Origin of the sequence: Haladaptatus pallidirubidus, from assembly GCF_020700235.1 — an archaeon.
GTDB classification, from domain to species: Archaea; Halobacteriota; Halobacteria; order Halobacteriales; family Haladaptataceae; genus Haladaptatus; species Haladaptatus pallidirubidus.
Genome location: NZ_CP085306.1, coordinates 66,728 through 82,069, shown reverse-complemented (window position 1 = coordinate 82,069; position 15,342 = coordinate 66,728). Strand labels below are relative to the sequence as shown.

Genomic DNA, 15,342 nt, shown 5'->3' with positions numbered 1-15,342 from the left:
TTGTGATTTAACGATCAGTGTGCTGATGGCTCAGCTGATCCTAGCCGTTGCCTTCGATGACCAACTCTTCGTGCACGGATCGACGCACCTTCTTAGTGACGTCGAGGAACTCTGGGGACTGATAGACAGCATCGTGCCCTACCGACTGATCAATGTTGACTTCGAACTGCTCCTTACTAGTGCCTGGCTGAGTGCTCATCACGACGATACGGTCAGAGAGGAACGCAGCCTCCTCGATGTCATGAGTAATGAAGAGGATGGTTTTTTGTGTCTCGTTACAGATGTCCAGTAAATCTCGTTGGAGGATTTCCCGAGTTTGATCGTCGAGAGCACCGAACGGTTCGTCCATCAGGAGAATCTTCGGGTCGTAGGCGAGCGTGCGAGCAATGGCCACACGCTGCTTCATCCCACCTGACAGTTCCTTTGGATACTTGTCCTCATGTCCATCTAGCCCGACCCGACTAATGTACTTCTGTGCCGTCGCTTCTACTTCCTCTGTAGAATCCGTCCCAACATGCTTCAACCCGAACTTAACGTTCTCCATGACCGACTTCCAGGGGTAGAGGGCATACTCTTGGAAGATAACACCTCTGTCGGTTCCTGGGCCTGTAATGGAGGTTCCGTCGACCAAGATTCTCCCGTGTGTTGGGTCGATGAATCCGCCAACGACGTACAGGAGTGTGCTTTTCCCACATCCACTTGGGCCAACCACCGAGACGAACTCGCCTGAATCGATGGTGAGTGATACATCGTCGAGCGCTTTCACCGACTCTGCACCGGAATCATAAACGTGTGTCAAATCTTCAAGAGCAACCGTGGACATGGTGTGAGGTCTGATACCAGGTATACAATCCTACGCTAAAAAACTTCGCTCGTGGCAGTTACTCGGCCCACCAGAGGAACCGGGCACGAACGAGTCGAAATAGTTTGTCGAATAGCAAGCCAAAAAAGGCGATGATGATAACCGCTGCAACTGCTTGCGGGGTGTCGAAAAAGCGGACTGATTCAACGAGCACGCGTCCAAGCCCGCTCCCTGATGTCACCATCTCGGCGACAACCACGACGACGAACGAGAGGAACAGCGAGATTTGGACGCCGTTGAGGATGTCCGGCAGTGCTGCTGGTACGATCACTTTGAGACTCGTCTCCAAGCGTGACAACCCCATCGACTGCGCTGACCAGATGATCTCTCGGTCGACGCTTTTTGTTCCGTCGTATGTACTAATCGCGACCGGGAACAGCGCTGATGTGGCTGCGAGCGCGACAGTTGAGACAGTTCCGAAACCGAACCAGAGGACGTAGATCGGCACGAGCGTGACCTTCGGAATCGGAAACGCCACCGAGATTATCGGGTCAAAGAACCATTCAACGATCCTACTCTGGGACATAAGCATGCCAATACTGAATCCGACGAAGACTGCGATACTGAACGCGAGCAAGACACGGACAATAGTTATCTTGACGATGGATAAGAGACTGCCGGAATTTACGAGTTCGACCATGGAGTCCCAGACGGACAGTGGAGCGGGAAGTGCCTGCTCTGGGATAAGCCCAAAAAGGCTAATGACTTGCCAAAGGACGAACAGCGCGATAATCGGGCGGATGTACAGCCAGAGATTATCGAGATGGCCCAACGCCCACCGACTTTTGGTATCGCTAGTGGCACCGTCCGTCATAGACCGCTCACCTCCTGGTCGCTCCAGCGCAGGAGATAACTAGATATCAGGAGATACAGCCGATCTAAACCAGCAACGAGGAGGGCGATCCAGAATACTGTCGCGAATACTTTTGGGTACTGGCCGTACTGCCCAAACTGGACGACCATCACTCCGAGACCGGAGTTCGCCATGATCATCTCCGAGGAAATGACGATAATGAACGAGAATATCATGCCGATTCGGACGCCCGTCAGCACCGTCGGAAGGGCGGCGGGAATCATTACCTTGTACGTTTCTTCAATGCTGCTCAATCCGAACGACTGGGAAACCCACAATAGTTCCTCTTGGATGTTTTCCGCACCATTATACGAGCTAATGAGTATCGGCAGCAACCCTCCAATAACGGCCAGTGTGATTCGCGAGAGGTGACCCATCCCAAGCCAGAAGACGACCAGTGGAATAAGTGGTGACTTCGGCAGGGGATATGTAAGACTGATTATTGGGTTGAGGTTGCGCGCAACCCACTCACTACGTCCCATCGCCATCCCTAGCGGCACTGCGATGGCGATGGCAACAAATAATCCGGCAAGCCCGCGGAATAGCGTATCATACAGGTGGTCATAGATGTCCCCCGAGGTTCCGAGCGTAATGATTTCAGGACTCACCTCCGAGAACGGCGGCAGTACCGCTGCGGGTACGGCCGTCCCGGATAACACCTCCCAAAAAAGCAGAAGGACGGCAATTGGAATCAGCTTACTGATCGACTGAAGCGCGTTAGAGCGTACGTACAGTTGTTTGAGGGTCGCTTTCGTCCACCATGCTTGATTCGGTTGATTTTCTTGTGTTTGCATAGGTGTGCCAGTTCTCCTTACCTCAGCCTAGATTCCCGACGTGGACGCTCACGGATGGATACTGATTCATCGTAGGACTCATCCGGAGAAAGTTGGCGACCGAGCAGTCTGGTTGACTTGATCGGGCTTGGTAGAGATGAACAGTCATACTATAGAATCTAATCCCGTCGTCAGGATAAAAAGTTTCTGCCGTGAATTTTCCATGTCTGGTGTCGCGGATTGCGTCACTGATCCAATGTAAATCGGTCGGAGCAATAACCAGTCAGCGCGAACAAGGCCACGAACTACTGTACAGAACACGGATAACGATAGTTCGACGACCCCAACTATCAAGAGGGTACTATGGAATACTACTCATAACAATGGGTGACAGTTGTGAACAAATACAATGACCAACCATCTCAGTTGGGACCGGCGAATTCCTCAATCGCCGAGTGTACGATTAGCGAACCTAAGGAGATGCCGCCACGCTATCAGATCGTTGACGAAGACGGTAATTATGATCCTGAACAAGTACCAGATATCTCGGAAGAGAAACTCATCGACCTGTTTCGCTGGATGATTCTCCAGCAAATAGTCGATGTTCGAATGGTCAAACTGCAGCGCCGCGGTGAAATGGGTACCTACGCCTCCGGTCGTGGCCAAGAAGCCAGCATCGTTGGCTGTGCATACGCGCTTGAGGAGAAAGACTGGTTGTTCCCGTATGGTCGAGAGGCGACAGCCATGCTCATACAAGGAATGCCCTTGCGAGACCTTCTGCTCTACTGGCGGGGCGTCGAAGATGCGAACATGCAAAAGGAGAACCGAACTTTTCCTCCAGCTATTGCCATTGGGACACATATCCCGATCAGTGTCGGTTACGCATGGGGATTGCGTCTTTCAGGCGAGGACGCCATCGCTACAGTGTACCATGGTGATGGTCACCCCAGTACCGGAGAGTACCAGGCCGGAATCAACTTCGCCAGCGTGGTCGACGCGCCGGTGCTATTCTACTGCCAGAACAACGGCTATTCTATTTCAGCCTCTTTCGAGCAACAGACGGGTGCCAAGACGATCGCACAGAAAGGCGTTGCTTGGGGCCTCGACGGCATCCGTGTCGACGGCAACGACGTTCTCGCCATATACGATGCCGTCACGTCTGCCCGTGAGCACGTCAAGGAAGGTAATCCCACCATCGTTGAGTCGGTGACGTATAGACTGGATGCGCACACCACTAACGACGATCCGACGCTCTATCGCGACGACGAGGAGGTTGCTTGGTGGGAGCAACGCGAACCGCTCAGCCGCTATCGAGAGTTCCTCAAGGGAGAAGGCATTTGGGACGCTATCGACGAGGAGGCCATCCGCGACGAGATGAACGAGAAATTCGACGAAGCGAAGGCAGCCGCCGACGCTTACGATCCCGGTGGCGTCGAAGAGATCTTCCGCCACCTGTATGACGAGATGCCCCCAGAACTGAAACGACAACAGGAGAGGTTCGAAGCGTTCCTCGATGAGCGTCCAGATGCTTACAACTATATTGAGGAGCGGCCCAAGAGGTGATGAAATGAACCTTACACTTGTTGAAGCCATCAATGACTCGCTCCACACAGCCATGGCCAACGATGATCGAGTCATCGTATACGGGGAGGACGTCGCTGAGAGCGGGGGTGTATTCCGCTCGACGCAAGGCCTCAAAGAGGAATTCGGAAACGAACGTGTCCTTGATACGCCGATTACGGAGATTGCCATCGCCGGAACCGCTGTCGGGCTCGCAATGCAAGGCTACCGGCCAGTTGTTGAGATACAGTTCTCTGGATTTATCCCGCCGACGTTCAATCAACTGGTTTCGAACGCCAGTCGCATCCGATGGCGTACGCGAGGGCAACACAGCGCACCCATGGTCATCCGAACACCGTATGGTGGCGGCGTCCGGGCGCTCGAACATCACTCCGAGAGTCTCGAGGCCGCCTACTCGCACGTGCCAGGCCTCCAGGTGGTTATCCCGAGTACGCCGTACGATACGAAAGGGCTGCTCCAGAGTGCCATCGAGAATCCCGATCCCGTCCTCTTCCTCGAACCCAAGCGGTTGTACCGCACGTTCCGTGAACAAGTACCCGAGGAAAAGTATACTGTTCCGCTGGGCAAGGCGAAAGTGCGCAAGGAAGGAGAGGACATCTCTGTCATCTCTTGGGGCTCAACGATGAACGATACCATTGAAGCAGCCATGAACGTCGAAGAGGAGCGTAACGTTTCTATCGAAGTCATAGACATTCGCACGCTGTCACCGCTCGACCGCGATACTATCATCGATTCGATTAAGAAGACAGGAAAGGCAACGGTCGTCCACGAAGGGCCGAAATCCGGAGGGTTCGCGGGCGAACTCATCGCAAGCATCAATGAAGACGCCCTAATGCATCTGGAAAGTCCCATCCAGCGTATCACTGGGTTCGACACGCCGATTCCGATGCTGGCGATGGAGGATTACTACCTTCCTAACCCGCCACGTATCGAGGAAGGCATCAAACGCGCACTCGACGTTAAGGGTGGCGTCTAGGCCGAGTAGTTCTTTGTAGGGAGAAGAAGTCGAGTGTCTTGGGCCACTTTATTTATCAACTTGCTCATATCGACGCCTGACCAGCGGCCATTCGATCGGTCTGTATTGATCGAACGTACTCGCCTTCAGTCTCAGGAGATAACGTCACAAATCGAGAAATGGAACCGGTCATCGTACGGGCGTACCGAACACCCCAGGAAAGCAAGATGGCGTCTACGCCGACGTTCGCAGTGAAGAGCTCTCGATTCCGCTTATCGATGAGATGCTCGCCAAAACCGGCTTGACCGGTGACCACGTTGACGACCTCCAGTGGGGCTGTGTCAAACTAAGACACTATATTGCCAGCGCGAGTTAGGTGTTGACGATGACGCGTTCAACGTAAACGGTGGCGCCATCGCCATCGGCCACCCACTCGGAGCGTCTGGTGCCCGCCTCCCCGTGACGCTCGTCCACGAGATGCAACGCCGTGGCGTCGACCGTGGCCTTGCGACCGAATGTGTTGGTTATGGGCAGGGTGTCGCCATCGAGTTCACGAGGGGGTGACAGCCACCGCGAACAGAGGCAGAATCCGTAGGCTCATCGAGACGAGGTTCCAAGTAGCCGTCTTGTTTTGGTCATTGTCTCACTCAATGTAGAGTGCGTTCTGATTGGCCGGTAGTCTGTCGTCGATCATGGGAATTTGAGGGTGGACTACCCTACTTCAAGAAGTAATGGCCGGAAAGGCTCGAGCGCAGTAGGTGGAGACTTCCTGTGTCTGTCTAAAATCACGCCCGTTAGGGCTGGAGGATGTCAATTCGATTCGAGTGAATTTACGTCAACGTCGTCTGGATACCACTGACAGAGGTCGCTGGTAGCGCTGCCGACCTGCGTATTGACGCCGTCAGTGGAGGTGATGTAGTTGGTCGACATCGTCGGGACGTTGAGTTTGTTTTTAATTTGCTCGCTGTAGCGTGCAAGGACATTTGTGTCGAACCTGGGCCGGTCATTCGACGTGGTTTGACCGGCAACAATCGTCAACAGATCGCAACCATGCTCTTCGAGCTTACTGCCAACTTCGAACGCATCTCCAAGGTTGAACCCCTTCGGACGATAGTCCGTCGCTGGCATTTTCACCGCTATCGGTTTCTCGTCGGGCCACACTGCTCGCACAGCATCGAACACCTCAAGTGGGTATCGAAGGCGGTTTTCAGGGCTGCCACCGTATTCGTCGTCTCGCTCATTAGTGAGCGGCGAAAGGAAACTCGACAACAAGTATCCGTGAGCCATATTCAGCTGCAACAGGTCGAACCCAGCTGCGTCAGCGCGATTGGCTGCTGCGACGAACTTTTCCCGAACACGGTCGAGATCGTCTTCGCTCATCGGCTTTGGCGTCTGGCTCCGTGGAGTGTACGGCGTTGCAGATGCTGATAGGAGCTCCCATGCCTCCGACTCAGGCAACGGTCGATCGAGACCGTGCGACCGTGGTTGTTTTGCTCCCCGCTGGCCAGCATGGAACAGTTCGATTCCAACTACCGTCGATGCAGATTGATGAATACGGTTGACGGGGTCGGTCCAGGCGTCGCAGTGGTCGTCGGCATAGAGTCCAGGCGTCCCAGGACTGATTCGACCGTTCTCTGAGACAGCGACGGGCTCGGTGATGACCAGTCCTGCACCGTTTGTGCCGAGGTCAGCCAGGCGTTCGAGCTGCTCATTTGTGGGCTGGCCGGTTGATCCGACAGAGCTTGGACTCGGCGCAAACACAGCGCGATTGGGAAGCGACACGTCTCTGAATGTGAGTGGTTGGAACATCGGTGGCGCTGCCACTGCCTGACGCTCATCGCTTCCATCTGCGTGTTCTGCGTACCACCGATCGTAGTCATCGGTGTACTGGCTATCGCGGATTTTCAGTTCGTCGTAAGAGATTTTTCCACTTCGAGTCAGAAGATTGAACGCGAATTGTTCTGGGTCGAGGTCAGTATAGCGCTCGGTGTTCTCGAAATAGAGGCGACTCTGTTTCGATGCCTTCTGAATCGCATCGATCCTAGGGCGGCGCTCCTTCTCGTACCAGTTCATCGCGCCTTGTACGTCGCCATCATGCTCCTCGAATCCTTCATAGAGGGCGATTGCGTCCTCCATCGCCATCTTTGTTCCTGCGCCGATTGAAAAGTGTGCTGTGTGGGCAGCATCGCCAATGAGGACGACGTTCTCATGAGACCATGTCCGATTCTTCACAATAGGGAAGTTTCGCCAAGTATACAACTTTGACTCGAGGCTGTAACTTTCTAAGTGGTCAGCAAACAACTCCTCAAAATAGGCGTGGGCTTCCGCTTCATCTTTCTCGTCGAGACCCGCATTCGCCCATGTTGCTTCCGTACACTCGACGATAAACGTGCTCTTTCGGCCAGGATAGGCGTGAACGCGCCAGAACCCATGTTCATTTTCTCGGAAGATGAACGTGAAGACGTCGAACGGTTTTTCCGTACCGAACCAGGCGAACTTGGCATTACCCATTCTGACTCTCGGTTTGAATTGGTCTTCCCACGCATCGCGGGTGACACTCTTGAGGCCGTCCGCGCCGATGAGGAGATCTGTTTCATCAGCATACTGTTCAGGGGCTTCAACGTTGTGATTCCAGTGCATCTCGACACCAAGTTCATTGGCGCGCTCACGGAGTATATCCTTCAGATCCGATCGCATCAGCCCCGCAAATCTATGGCCACCACATCGGATGTGTTCCCTTTGATAGTGGATGTCGATAGGATCCCAACGCGCGAACCGATCGGTTATCTCTTGGTGAGTCTTGTAATCGGCCTCGCGTAATGCGCTGAGCGTACTTCCGGAGAAGACGATACCCCAGCCGTACGTATTGTCAGCGGGATCGCGTTCGTAGACGGTGATATCCCAGTCAGGATTGGCCTTTTTTAACAGAATACTCGAATACAGTCCTCCCGGGCCACCACCGATGACATTGATATCCATATTATTACCTCATTTCACTTAGAGCCATGCATTCGACCATTCATTCTCGATTATCTCTTCGAGTCGCTCGTATTGCTCACTTTCCGCAACCGTCGGGAACAAGATAAGTTCGTCACAGCCTTCTTCCTCGTACCCACGGACAAACTGAACGACCTCTTGTGGGGTGGTTAACAGCCCTTCGGCGATGCGTTCAGCGAACGGCCCTGTGAACTCGTAGTAGTCGAGAAGGTACTCCCGTCCTCGCTCGATTGTCTCGTCGTCGCCGAGAGCGAAGTAGCCGTGCCCCCAAAGAGTCGGATTTTCGGGACGCCCCGTCTCGTTCCAAGCGCTCCGTGCCTTCTCAGCGTCCTTGGCAAACGCCCGCGGCGGCCCGCCGCCGTGGATGTATCCGTCGCCGTAACGTCCGACGCGCTTGAACGTTGGGTCACTCGATCCGCCGATGAGCAGTTCTGGACCACCCTCCTGAACTGGTGATGGGCCGATTTCGTCTCCTTCCCAGTACTCTCGGAGTTGGTCGAGTTGTTTTGTGAATCGACCACCGCGACCTCGATAGTCGGCACCAACGGCCTCATAATCATCCTTTCGCGCACCGAGTGCAAGGCCAAGGGTTAGGCGCCCATCCGAGAGGACATCGAGTGTCGCTGCCTTCTTTGCGAGCATCGCCGTACTCCGAAGTGGTCCAGCGACAATTGATGTCGCTAGTCGAATGTCCTCGGTCGCACCAGCGCATACTGCGAGCACGCCCATCGGGTCGAGACTGTCGTATGTTACCCGATCAAAGACACCTAAGCTCGTGAATGGCCCCGCCTCCGCTCGTCGGGCCCACTCTAACGTCAAATCGGCGTCCGAATCTGTCAATGTGTTGGGGAGTCCAATACCTACCTGCATTATCAACATAGCATTCTGCTATGGTCCATTTAGTGTTTTCCCCGAAGAACATCAGACAACTATGTACGCATTCCCCATCGTCCGAGCCGGACTTCCTCTCACGGCTGAAGTCATGAGCCTTTGTATCACTGTTTTATTGGTCGCTGTCATGAATGTTAGTCCTTCACCAGGATTAATCTCGGTGCTTTCGGAGTACGCGTAGTCAGTGCCTCCGAGGGTACTCATGATATCCACAGGCTGATATTCGGTTGAGACCTTACTGAGATTTCTGCATTCAAGATATGAACCGACTTGGGGCTGACTACGAAGAATTCAGCCGATTCACTGGTAGAGCTAGAAAATCTGATGGAATTTCTACGATGATTGGTACACACGTAAGGGACGAATGGTATCAATCGTGAGCGAGTGGATAAGAAAGGAAGCCCGAGTTCAAATTGTGTCGTATTGCAACCGGAGTTCGAGTTCATTGGCAGCGCCAGAGACGAGGTCCGGGAGTTCCTCGGAGAAGCGCTCTCCCTTTAACCGGTTTTTCGGCCCGACGAGTGCAACGGCGCCGTGAACCTCACCAGTACAAATAACGGGAGCAGCGATACTCCGTATTCCTGGTACAGCCTCCCCGATATCAAACGCGACCCCGCGTTCTTCGATTTCTTCGAGTTCAGTGAGGAGTTCGTCGAACTCGGTAATCGTGTTCTCTGTAGGTTGTGTTAGTCCATGGTGTTCGATGATCTCCTCGACTCGTTCCGTCGGGAGTGCGGAAAGGATAGCCTTCCCAGGTGCGTGATAATGTAAACGTGTGTGACGCCCTATACGACCGGTTGTCTGGACTGCTCGATCACCCAATGCTTTTTCTATACCTACAACGTGTCCCCGCTCTTCGACCATAAACCACGCTGCTTCGTTCGTATCTTTTGCGAGCTGCTGGAGTACGGGTGGGAGGTATCGGAAGATCTCTAACTTCCGCTTCGCATGAACGCCATGGTCGAGAAACTTGAGACTCAATTTGTAATGGCCATCGTTGTCTACGACATATCCGTTCTCTTTCAAAGTCTGCAGATAATTATGAGTCGTGCTCGTTGGTAATTCGAGTTCGGTTGCGATTTCGGTCAGTGTTGGATCATCCAATTTCTGAACCATTCCAACGATGCTGAAAAGCTTCGTTCCGGCTTTGACTTCGTAATTCATTGTTGCTTTCCCTCTGTTGTTGTTATCTCTGTTATGAGTGCCCCTCAACTTAATAATTGCCATTTGATAACACACTCCTCTCTCTTGAAGCTCCCTTCAGCATCGTCGGAAATACCATGCATTTATAATACTTGCGAGGGGGAGTGATACCGATTTGAGTTGGATTGTAGGCGAAGAGATAAACCAAATCTATCGAAAACAGCCATACCATTGAACATAAAGAGATGCTACCAAAAAATTCAATTGTTGAATTTTAGTATCGTTGAAATGGATCTTCTAAATCGACAGATAAATGGTAATAACGTTGTATGACTGATCCGGGATATTTGGGTAACAGGATGAACCTTGTAGAACCGATTCTATAATTCCAGCGGTGCACCTAATCGGTTGCTGGGTCATTACCACCTTTAGTGAGTAAGCTACCGACACGATGTTCGAACGACAATCAAGGTATTAATATCAGAAGTCCACTTTTACCTGCAAACAGGCACTGGGCTCTATTTCACGGATCAACCATCATAAGTGGGCTTTGTAATCCTTAGATTCAATGTCGCCAGATAATCTTGTGCCAGCTATTGTTATTACAAAAATAGAGTTGTAACGGGCAAAATGGGTCGTTCCCACTTTTCAGTCTATACACTGCTATTCCCGACTACCACAATTTCTACCTTCTCCACGTGCAGTTCGGTCTGGAGGCTCTTACAGACGTTAATGTCGACAAAATCTATACTCGTCTTTCCAGCCTTGGAGACAAATAACTTTGTCACACAAGTGCGATATTGCTCCTCACCCATCCTCGCTCTCGATCTCCCACCGAGAGCTGTATTCTTTCATAGCCTCCGCTGGAGCGTTGACGATCGAAATACAAAGCTCGCTGATTTGCGGGAGGAACACGCTGTGAGTTGAGGGTGCGTTACATATCCAGAGTTGTAATAAAACTTGTCGGAGGGATAATAGACTTGACTCCGGAGACCAAACGTGAGACACCACCGGTGATGCGGCACATGAGCTGAGCTGAATGTCATCAAATCGAGCGTGTGATAATTTTCGCGGTGACGTCGCTTTGTCAGTCAACAGAACTGCAACCCAACGAGTCCCAAATGATGGGGCTATCGATAGTTGAAGTTCACTACAATCATGTTTGCCGCTCGGCTCAGAAGGTCGAGGAGTCCCCCCAATACAATCGCTTTATATGTAAAATGACAATTATACGTATTGTAAATGTAGATCCGCATCAGACGTAGCGCCCAAGAATTTCGACTGCTGTCTAGCTCTACTAGTTTCTACAACTGGATATATTAGGACCTTCAAGCCAGAACTATCATTATCACTGGTTGAATTACAACGTTAGTACTGTAATGGAATATTGATTAAAACGTTTAGCATCGCTAAATACTCTATCTGTTCATTTCGTTACATTGATTGATAGTGGCTAAGGTACTTTGTATTAATCTAATATTAGGATAAAAAGGCGGAATTGGTTATTCTGAGTGCCTATGGAAACGAAGCAGGAAGTTGTTTAGTAATAATGAATCTAGTTATAAAGGTGCTTAATTTCCACTATGACGGGATTTGCTGAACGACACGATGAAGCACTACAACAATATCTATTGAAATATACTACTGTCATACTTCTCGGCCGGGTTTGTTGTCGCTTAGTTTTTCTAGCCTCTGTTTAGTATAACTAATTTTGGCTATTGATCGAGTATTTATCGGTTACAAAGAGGTGGCCAGTTTACTGCATATCATTATCATCATAAATAAATTATTATTCTCAATGGACAGTTTTTGGGACGCCAGAGCTTGTTCAACAATCGCTCAAATGGTCACAGAAGTGCTTCGACGATTTGGTTCGTCAGTGAATCCAAAAAACAGCGTATGCTCGTTAAGGGGGTAGCAATAATTAAATAGCATCTTCACAACTGTGTAATTGATGTCTGAGCAGAATACTGCAAGCGCAGCTGAGACAATAGAAGAATTTGATGAGCTTCAAATGCGGGTCGCAATGGGTTCCTATCAACCGCTAACTGATGAAGTATTACGCCTAATGAAACAACTTGGTGTTGAGGACGTGCTGCTCACACCTCATCGACATCCCGGTTTCGAATCATCGATGCCGATGGGTCGGGCGTGGACTGTGGACGAAATTCGTGAAATCCAAGAGAAAATCCAATCACATGGTCTTCGCCTTTTTGCATTTGAAAAGATGCCGATACCACTCTACGAGATCCTCCTTGGTGACGGTGATCGAGAGGAAAAAACCGAAGCGATCAAGACGACTATCCGAAACATGGGTAAAGCAGGCGTTCCGGTGCTTGGATACAGCGGTCATCCGCCAGACGGGGCTGTTCGCACATCTCGGACGGTGGAAGTACGTGGTGGGGCTGAAGCATCAGCATTCTCCATAGACGATATTGATAGTGAAACTCTTCTGTATGACCGTGAATACGATGAGGCAGAAATTTGGGATGCATACGAGGAGTACCTCCAAGAGGTGATTCCGGTGGCGGAATCGGCCGGTGTTACCCTCGGTGTTCATCCTAGTGACCCACCAGTTGAACGCCTCGGTGGTGTTCCGCTTTTATTCCGGAATTTCGAGAACTTTAAACGCGCCCTTGATCTCGTTCCCAGTGAGAACCATGGTCTCAAGTTCTGTCTTGGCTGCTGGTCTGAAATGGGAGAGGATGTTGTAGAAGTACTTCGCCACTTTGGTGGAGACAATATTATTTATGTCCACTTCCGTGACGTCGTCGGTACTGTCCCATCGTTCCACGAGACATTTATTGACGATAATTCAAGCAACTTCAACGAGTACGAAGTAGCAAAAACACTTAAAGAAATCGGATTTTCCGGTGTGATGACTCCAGATCACGTCCCTGCACTGGAAGGTGATACTGAGTGGGAGTTTGGAAGCATAAGTGGCAGAACATTCACGGTAGGCTATTTGAAGGGTTTGCTCAAAGGAGTTAATGAACAAACACACGATTAACGCCGTACTAGCTATGCAAGTGGATATTCCTACTCTTTGGCTGTGAGTAACGGATATTGTAATCATCTATATTGCCTCTTTCCCGAATATTTATTATCTAGCTCTCGAATTTTATAGTTGATGTCTCTAAGCGTATACTTCGCAGCGCCCCTGTTTACACAGGCTGAATTAGACTTCAACGAACGTGTCTGTAAAATGTTAGAGGAGGATGGACATGATGTCTTTTTACCGCAACGTGACGGCTTAGAAAGCGACATCCTCTCCAAAGAAAAGGGCGCTGAGGATGCGATGCAAGAAATATTCGAATTAGATCGGCGGAACGTCCTTGATGCGGACATCGTTACAGCGACACTTGATGGGCGTGTTCCATCAGAAGGAGTCTGTGTCGAGATGGCGTTCGCTTATGACCATGATATTCCTGTGATTGCACTCAAGACTGATCGGCGAACCTTTGGATTCCGTGAAGAATATAACGCAATGATTTATGGTCTGTTTAATGAGAAAGTCGAAACACCTGAGGAACTTGTTTCCATCGTCAGAAAATATGAATAATCTATAACACATTAATAACATCTCTATGCATAGATGATACGATAATCCAATGCAAACATTTATGAGTATGATACTCATTATCAATAACGATGCAAATCTACTTTGCAGGCCCTCTGTTCAATCAAGCTGAGCGTGAGTTCAATGAACGGACATGCAGCGCATTGGAAGCAGAAGGATACGACGTATTTCTTCCCCAACGCGATGTAGGCGACATTGGCGAACTAGAGGTCATGGATCAAGAAGATGTCACAACTGAGGACGTACTTCAGGAAATATTCGAAATCGATCGCCAAGGTGTTCTTGAGGCCGACATTGTAACCGCAACACTAGATGGACGTGTCCCGTCCGAAGGAACAGTTATTGAAGCTGCAATCGCTTATGAACACGATATCCCCGTTATTGGGCTCAAAACAGATCGTCGTGTTTTTGCGATAGACGAACCCTACAACGCAATGGTATTTGGGGTTCTCGATGAAATCGTCGATACACCGGCGGAACTCGTTGATGCTGTTAATGAATATGCGTCACGCCTCGTTTCGAATCAAAAATAACCTACTCAAACGCATTCGATATCAATTCATTTTTCGATACCGCTATCACTCGACAGATAGCAATGTTCTTCGATTCTAATAAATGGTCGGGAAACGGGTATAACGGTATAAGACCTGTTCACCAATAGTGAACAAATTATTTTAGTGTGCGATAGACAATAGATGCTAATGAAACGAGCTAAAAATCCGGTTGGTGCGGTCGAAACGACTATACAAATCATTGAGGCGCTTGAGAGCTTCGATGGAGGAACAGTAACGGAACTTGCAGAGGCTCTTGACGTTTCAAAAGCGACAGTACACAACCACCTTATGACCCTCCAAGAGCACCAATATGTTACAAATCAAGATGGAGAGTATATGTTGAGTTTTAAATTTTTGGTCATCGGTGAGTATTTACGGAATAATAATATACTCTACGAAAACGCGAAGACCGAAGTTGATCGGTTAGCTGAAGAAACAGGGGAATATGCTCACCTCTCGACCGAACAACATGGACTTAGTCAAAAACTTCACAAAGTGCAAGGAGAGAACGCCGTTGGAAGCAAGTATCAGCGCGCAAAACTCCAAAAACCAGATTGTTTACATTATACCGCAACGGGGAAAGTTATTTTAGCGCATCTACCTGACTATAGAATAGAAGAAATCATCGATTATTATGGCCTTCCAGAACGAACGAAACATACTATCACCAACCGTGACGAGCTTTTTGAAACGTTAGAAAGGATTCGTGACCGCGGTTTTGCATTCAACGATGAGGAGGAGGTTGAACGGATGCGCGCGGTTGGTGCTCCAATTTGCGACAGTAGAGGAACTATTCTTGGGGCCGTAAGTGTATCCGGCCCTATTAGCCGGATGAAAGATGAGCAGTTCCGAACTATAATTCCTGAAAAAGTAGTTAATACTGCGACAGTCATTGAGATGAATATCAATATGGCGGAACGGCGTGGAAACATGCCGAATTATGTATAGCGAATGAAGACGACCACTACAAGTGAACCGCCCCACCTTATTCGCTCATGGCCAACTATGTTCGATCCTTAGGGATGGGAGCTTAGCGCCTCCAAATAGCTATATCTGCTGTTGGTTCTACAGGCGCTAAATCGATCACGGGACTACCAATAGAGATAATTCACAATTGACTTGCTCATAACAATGCTTAGAAATGTATATTCTC

Annotated in this window: 13 protein-coding genes and 1 pseudogene; 7 read left to right on the top strand and 7 right to left on the bottom strand. The window is 50.2% G+C overall.

Features of this window, described 5'->3' with window-relative positions:
* Window positions 1–40: 40 nt before the first annotated feature.
* Genes LIX15_RS29570 through LIX15_RS29560 form a run of 3 tightly spaced genes read right to left on the bottom strand, consistent with a single transcriptional unit; the run spans window position 41 to window position 2,509 of the window.
* A complete protein-coding gene (locus tag LIX15_RS29570) occupies window positions 41–823 on the bottom strand; it encodes an ABC transporter ATP-binding protein (RefSeq protein ID WP_227778566.1) in 783 nt (260 codons plus the stop codon).
* Between the two features lie 58 nt (window positions 824–881).
* The gene (locus LIX15_RS29565) at window positions 882–1,676 is read right to left on the bottom strand and encodes an ABC transporter permease (protein WP_227778565.1); all 795 of its coding nucleotides are present in this window, start codon (window positions 1,674–1,676) and stop codon (window positions 882–884) included.
* Complete coding sequence (locus tag LIX15_RS29560; RefSeq protein WP_227778564.1) at window positions 1,673–2,509, bottom strand: ABC transporter permease; 837 nt, start codon at window positions 2,507–2,509, stop codon at window positions 1,673–1,675. Before LIX15_RS29560 ends, LIX15_RS29565 begins: the two co-directional genes overlap by 4 nt.
* A 375-nt stretch (window positions 2,510–2,884) precedes the next feature.
* Between LIX15_RS29560 and LIX15_RS29555 the strand changes: the two genes are divergently transcribed.
* Together LIX15_RS29555 and LIX15_RS29550 are read left to right on the top strand one after the other, a co-directional pair.
* Complete coding sequence (locus LIX15_RS29555; RefSeq protein ID WP_227778563.1) at window positions 2,885–4,051, top strand: thiamine pyrophosphate-dependent enzyme; 1,167 nt, start codon at window positions 2,885–2,887, stop codon at window positions 4,049–4,051.
* A 4-nt stretch (window positions 4,052–4,055) separates the two neighbouring features.
* Window positions 4,056–5,045, top strand: a complete 990-nt coding sequence (locus tag LIX15_RS29550) for an alpha-ketoacid dehydrogenase subunit beta (RefSeq protein WP_227778562.1) — start codon at window positions 4,056–4,058, stop codon at window positions 5,043–5,045.
* Between the two features lie 64 nt (window positions 5,046–5,109).
* Here LIX15_RS29550 and LIX15_RS29545 read toward each other — a convergent pair whose 3' ends face one another.
* The gene (locus tag LIX15_RS29545; protein WP_227778561.1) at window positions 5,110–5,340 is read right to left on the bottom strand and encodes a hypothetical protein; all 231 of its coding nucleotides are present in this window, start codon (window positions 5,338–5,340) and stop codon (window positions 5,110–5,112) included.
* A 29-nt stretch (window positions 5,341–5,369) separates the two neighbouring features.
* On the opposite strand from LIX15_RS29545, the pseudogene LIX15_RS29540 reads away from it, so the two are divergent.
* A pseudogene (locus tag LIX15_RS29540) lies at window positions 5,370–5,588 on the top strand (acetyl-CoA C-acyltransferase); the annotation flags it as partial.
* A gap of 246 nt (window positions 5,589–5,834) precedes the next feature.
* On the opposite strand, the gene LIX15_RS29535 reads toward LIX15_RS29540, so the two are convergent.
* The 3 genes from LIX15_RS29535 to LIX15_RS29525 form a co-directional block, all read right to left on the bottom strand.
* The gene (locus LIX15_RS29535; RefSeq protein ID WP_227778560.1) at window positions 5,835–8,003 is read right to left on the bottom strand and encodes an oxidoreductase; all 2,169 of its coding nucleotides are present in this window, start codon (window positions 8,001–8,003) and stop codon (window positions 5,835–5,837) included.
* Between the two features lie 18 nt (window positions 8,004–8,021).
* Window positions 8,022–8,861: an LLM class flavin-dependent oxidoreductase gene (locus LIX15_RS29530; protein ID WP_227778559.1), complete on the bottom strand. Its 840-nt coding sequence runs from the start codon at window positions 8,859–8,861 to the stop codon at window positions 8,022–8,024.
* A 459-nt stretch (window positions 8,862–9,320) separates the two neighbouring features.
* Entirely contained in the window at window positions 9,321–10,076 is a 756-nt protein-coding gene (locus LIX15_RS29525; RefSeq protein WP_227778558.1) for an IclR family transcriptional regulator, read from the bottom strand.
* A gap of 1,933 nt (window positions 10,077–12,009) precedes the next feature.
* On the opposite strand from LIX15_RS29525, the gene LIX15_RS29520 reads away from it, so the two are divergent.
* The 4 genes from LIX15_RS29520 (at window position 12,010) to LIX15_RS29505 (ending at window position 15,137) form a co-directional block, all read left to right on the top strand.
* The gene (locus LIX15_RS29520; RefSeq protein ID WP_227778557.1) at window positions 12,010–13,065 is read left to right on the top strand and encodes a mannonate dehydratase; all 1,056 of its coding nucleotides are present in this window, start codon (window positions 12,010–12,012) and stop codon (window positions 13,063–13,065) included.
* Between the two features lie 120 nt (window positions 13,066–13,185).
* On the top strand, window positions 13,186–13,617 hold the full coding sequence (locus LIX15_RS29515; RefSeq protein WP_227778556.1) for a nucleoside 2-deoxyribosyltransferase: 432 nt from the start codon (window positions 13,186–13,188) through the stop codon (window positions 13,615–13,617).
* 89 nt (window positions 13,618–13,706) lie between these two features.
* Complete coding sequence (locus tag LIX15_RS29510) at window positions 13,707–14,168, top strand: nucleoside 2-deoxyribosyltransferase (RefSeq protein ID WP_227778555.1); 462 nt, start codon at window positions 13,707–13,709, stop codon at window positions 14,166–14,168.
* Between the two features lie 168 nt (window positions 14,169–14,336).
* A complete protein-coding gene (locus tag LIX15_RS29505) occupies window positions 14,337–15,137 on the top strand; it encodes an IclR family transcriptional regulator (protein WP_227778554.1) in 801 nt (266 codons plus the stop codon).
* The last annotated feature ends 205 nt before the right edge of the window (window positions 15,138–15,342 follow it).

What these genes read in the sequence shown, in the direction of transcription:
- LIX15_RS29570 (WP_227778566.1), bottom strand. Translation starts at nt 823, where the DNA reads ATGTCCACGGTTGCTCTTGAAGATTTGACACACGTTTATGATTCCGGT.
- LIX15_RS29565 (WP_227778565.1), bottom strand. Translation starts at nt 1,676, where the DNA reads ATGACGGACGGTGCCACTAGCGATACCAAAAGTCGGTGGGCGTTGGGC.
- LIX15_RS29560 (WP_227778564.1), bottom strand. Translation starts at nt 2,509, where the DNA reads ATGCAAACACAAGAAAATCAACCGAATCAAGCATGGTGGACGAAAGCG.
- LIX15_RS29550 (WP_227778562.1), top strand. Translation starts at nt 4,056, where the DNA reads ATGAACCTTACACTTGTTGAAGCCATCAATGACTCGCTCCACACAGCC.
- LIX15_RS29535 (WP_227778560.1), bottom strand. Translation starts at nt 8,003, where the DNA reads ATGGATATCAATGTCATCGGTGGTGGCCCGGGAGGACTGTATTCGAGT.
- LIX15_RS29525 (WP_227778558.1), bottom strand. Translation starts at nt 10,076, where the DNA reads ATGAATTACGAAGTCAAAGCCGGAACGAAGCTTTTCAGCATCGTTGGA.
- LIX15_RS29520 (WP_227778557.1), top strand. Translation starts at nt 12,010, where the DNA reads ATGTCTGAGCAGAATACTGCAAGCGCAGCTGAGACAATAGAAGAATTT.
- LIX15_RS29515 (WP_227778556.1), top strand. Translation starts at nt 13,186, where the DNA reads ATGTCTCTAAGCGTATACTTCGCAGCGCCCCTGTTTACACAGGCTGAA.
- LIX15_RS29510 (WP_227778555.1), top strand. Translation starts at nt 13,707, where the DNA reads ATGCAAATCTACTTTGCAGGCCCTCTGTTCAATCAAGCTGAGCGTGAG.
- LIX15_RS29505 (WP_227778554.1), top strand. Translation starts at nt 14,337, where the DNA reads ATGAAACGAGCTAAAAATCCGGTTGGTGCGGTCGAAACGACTATACAA.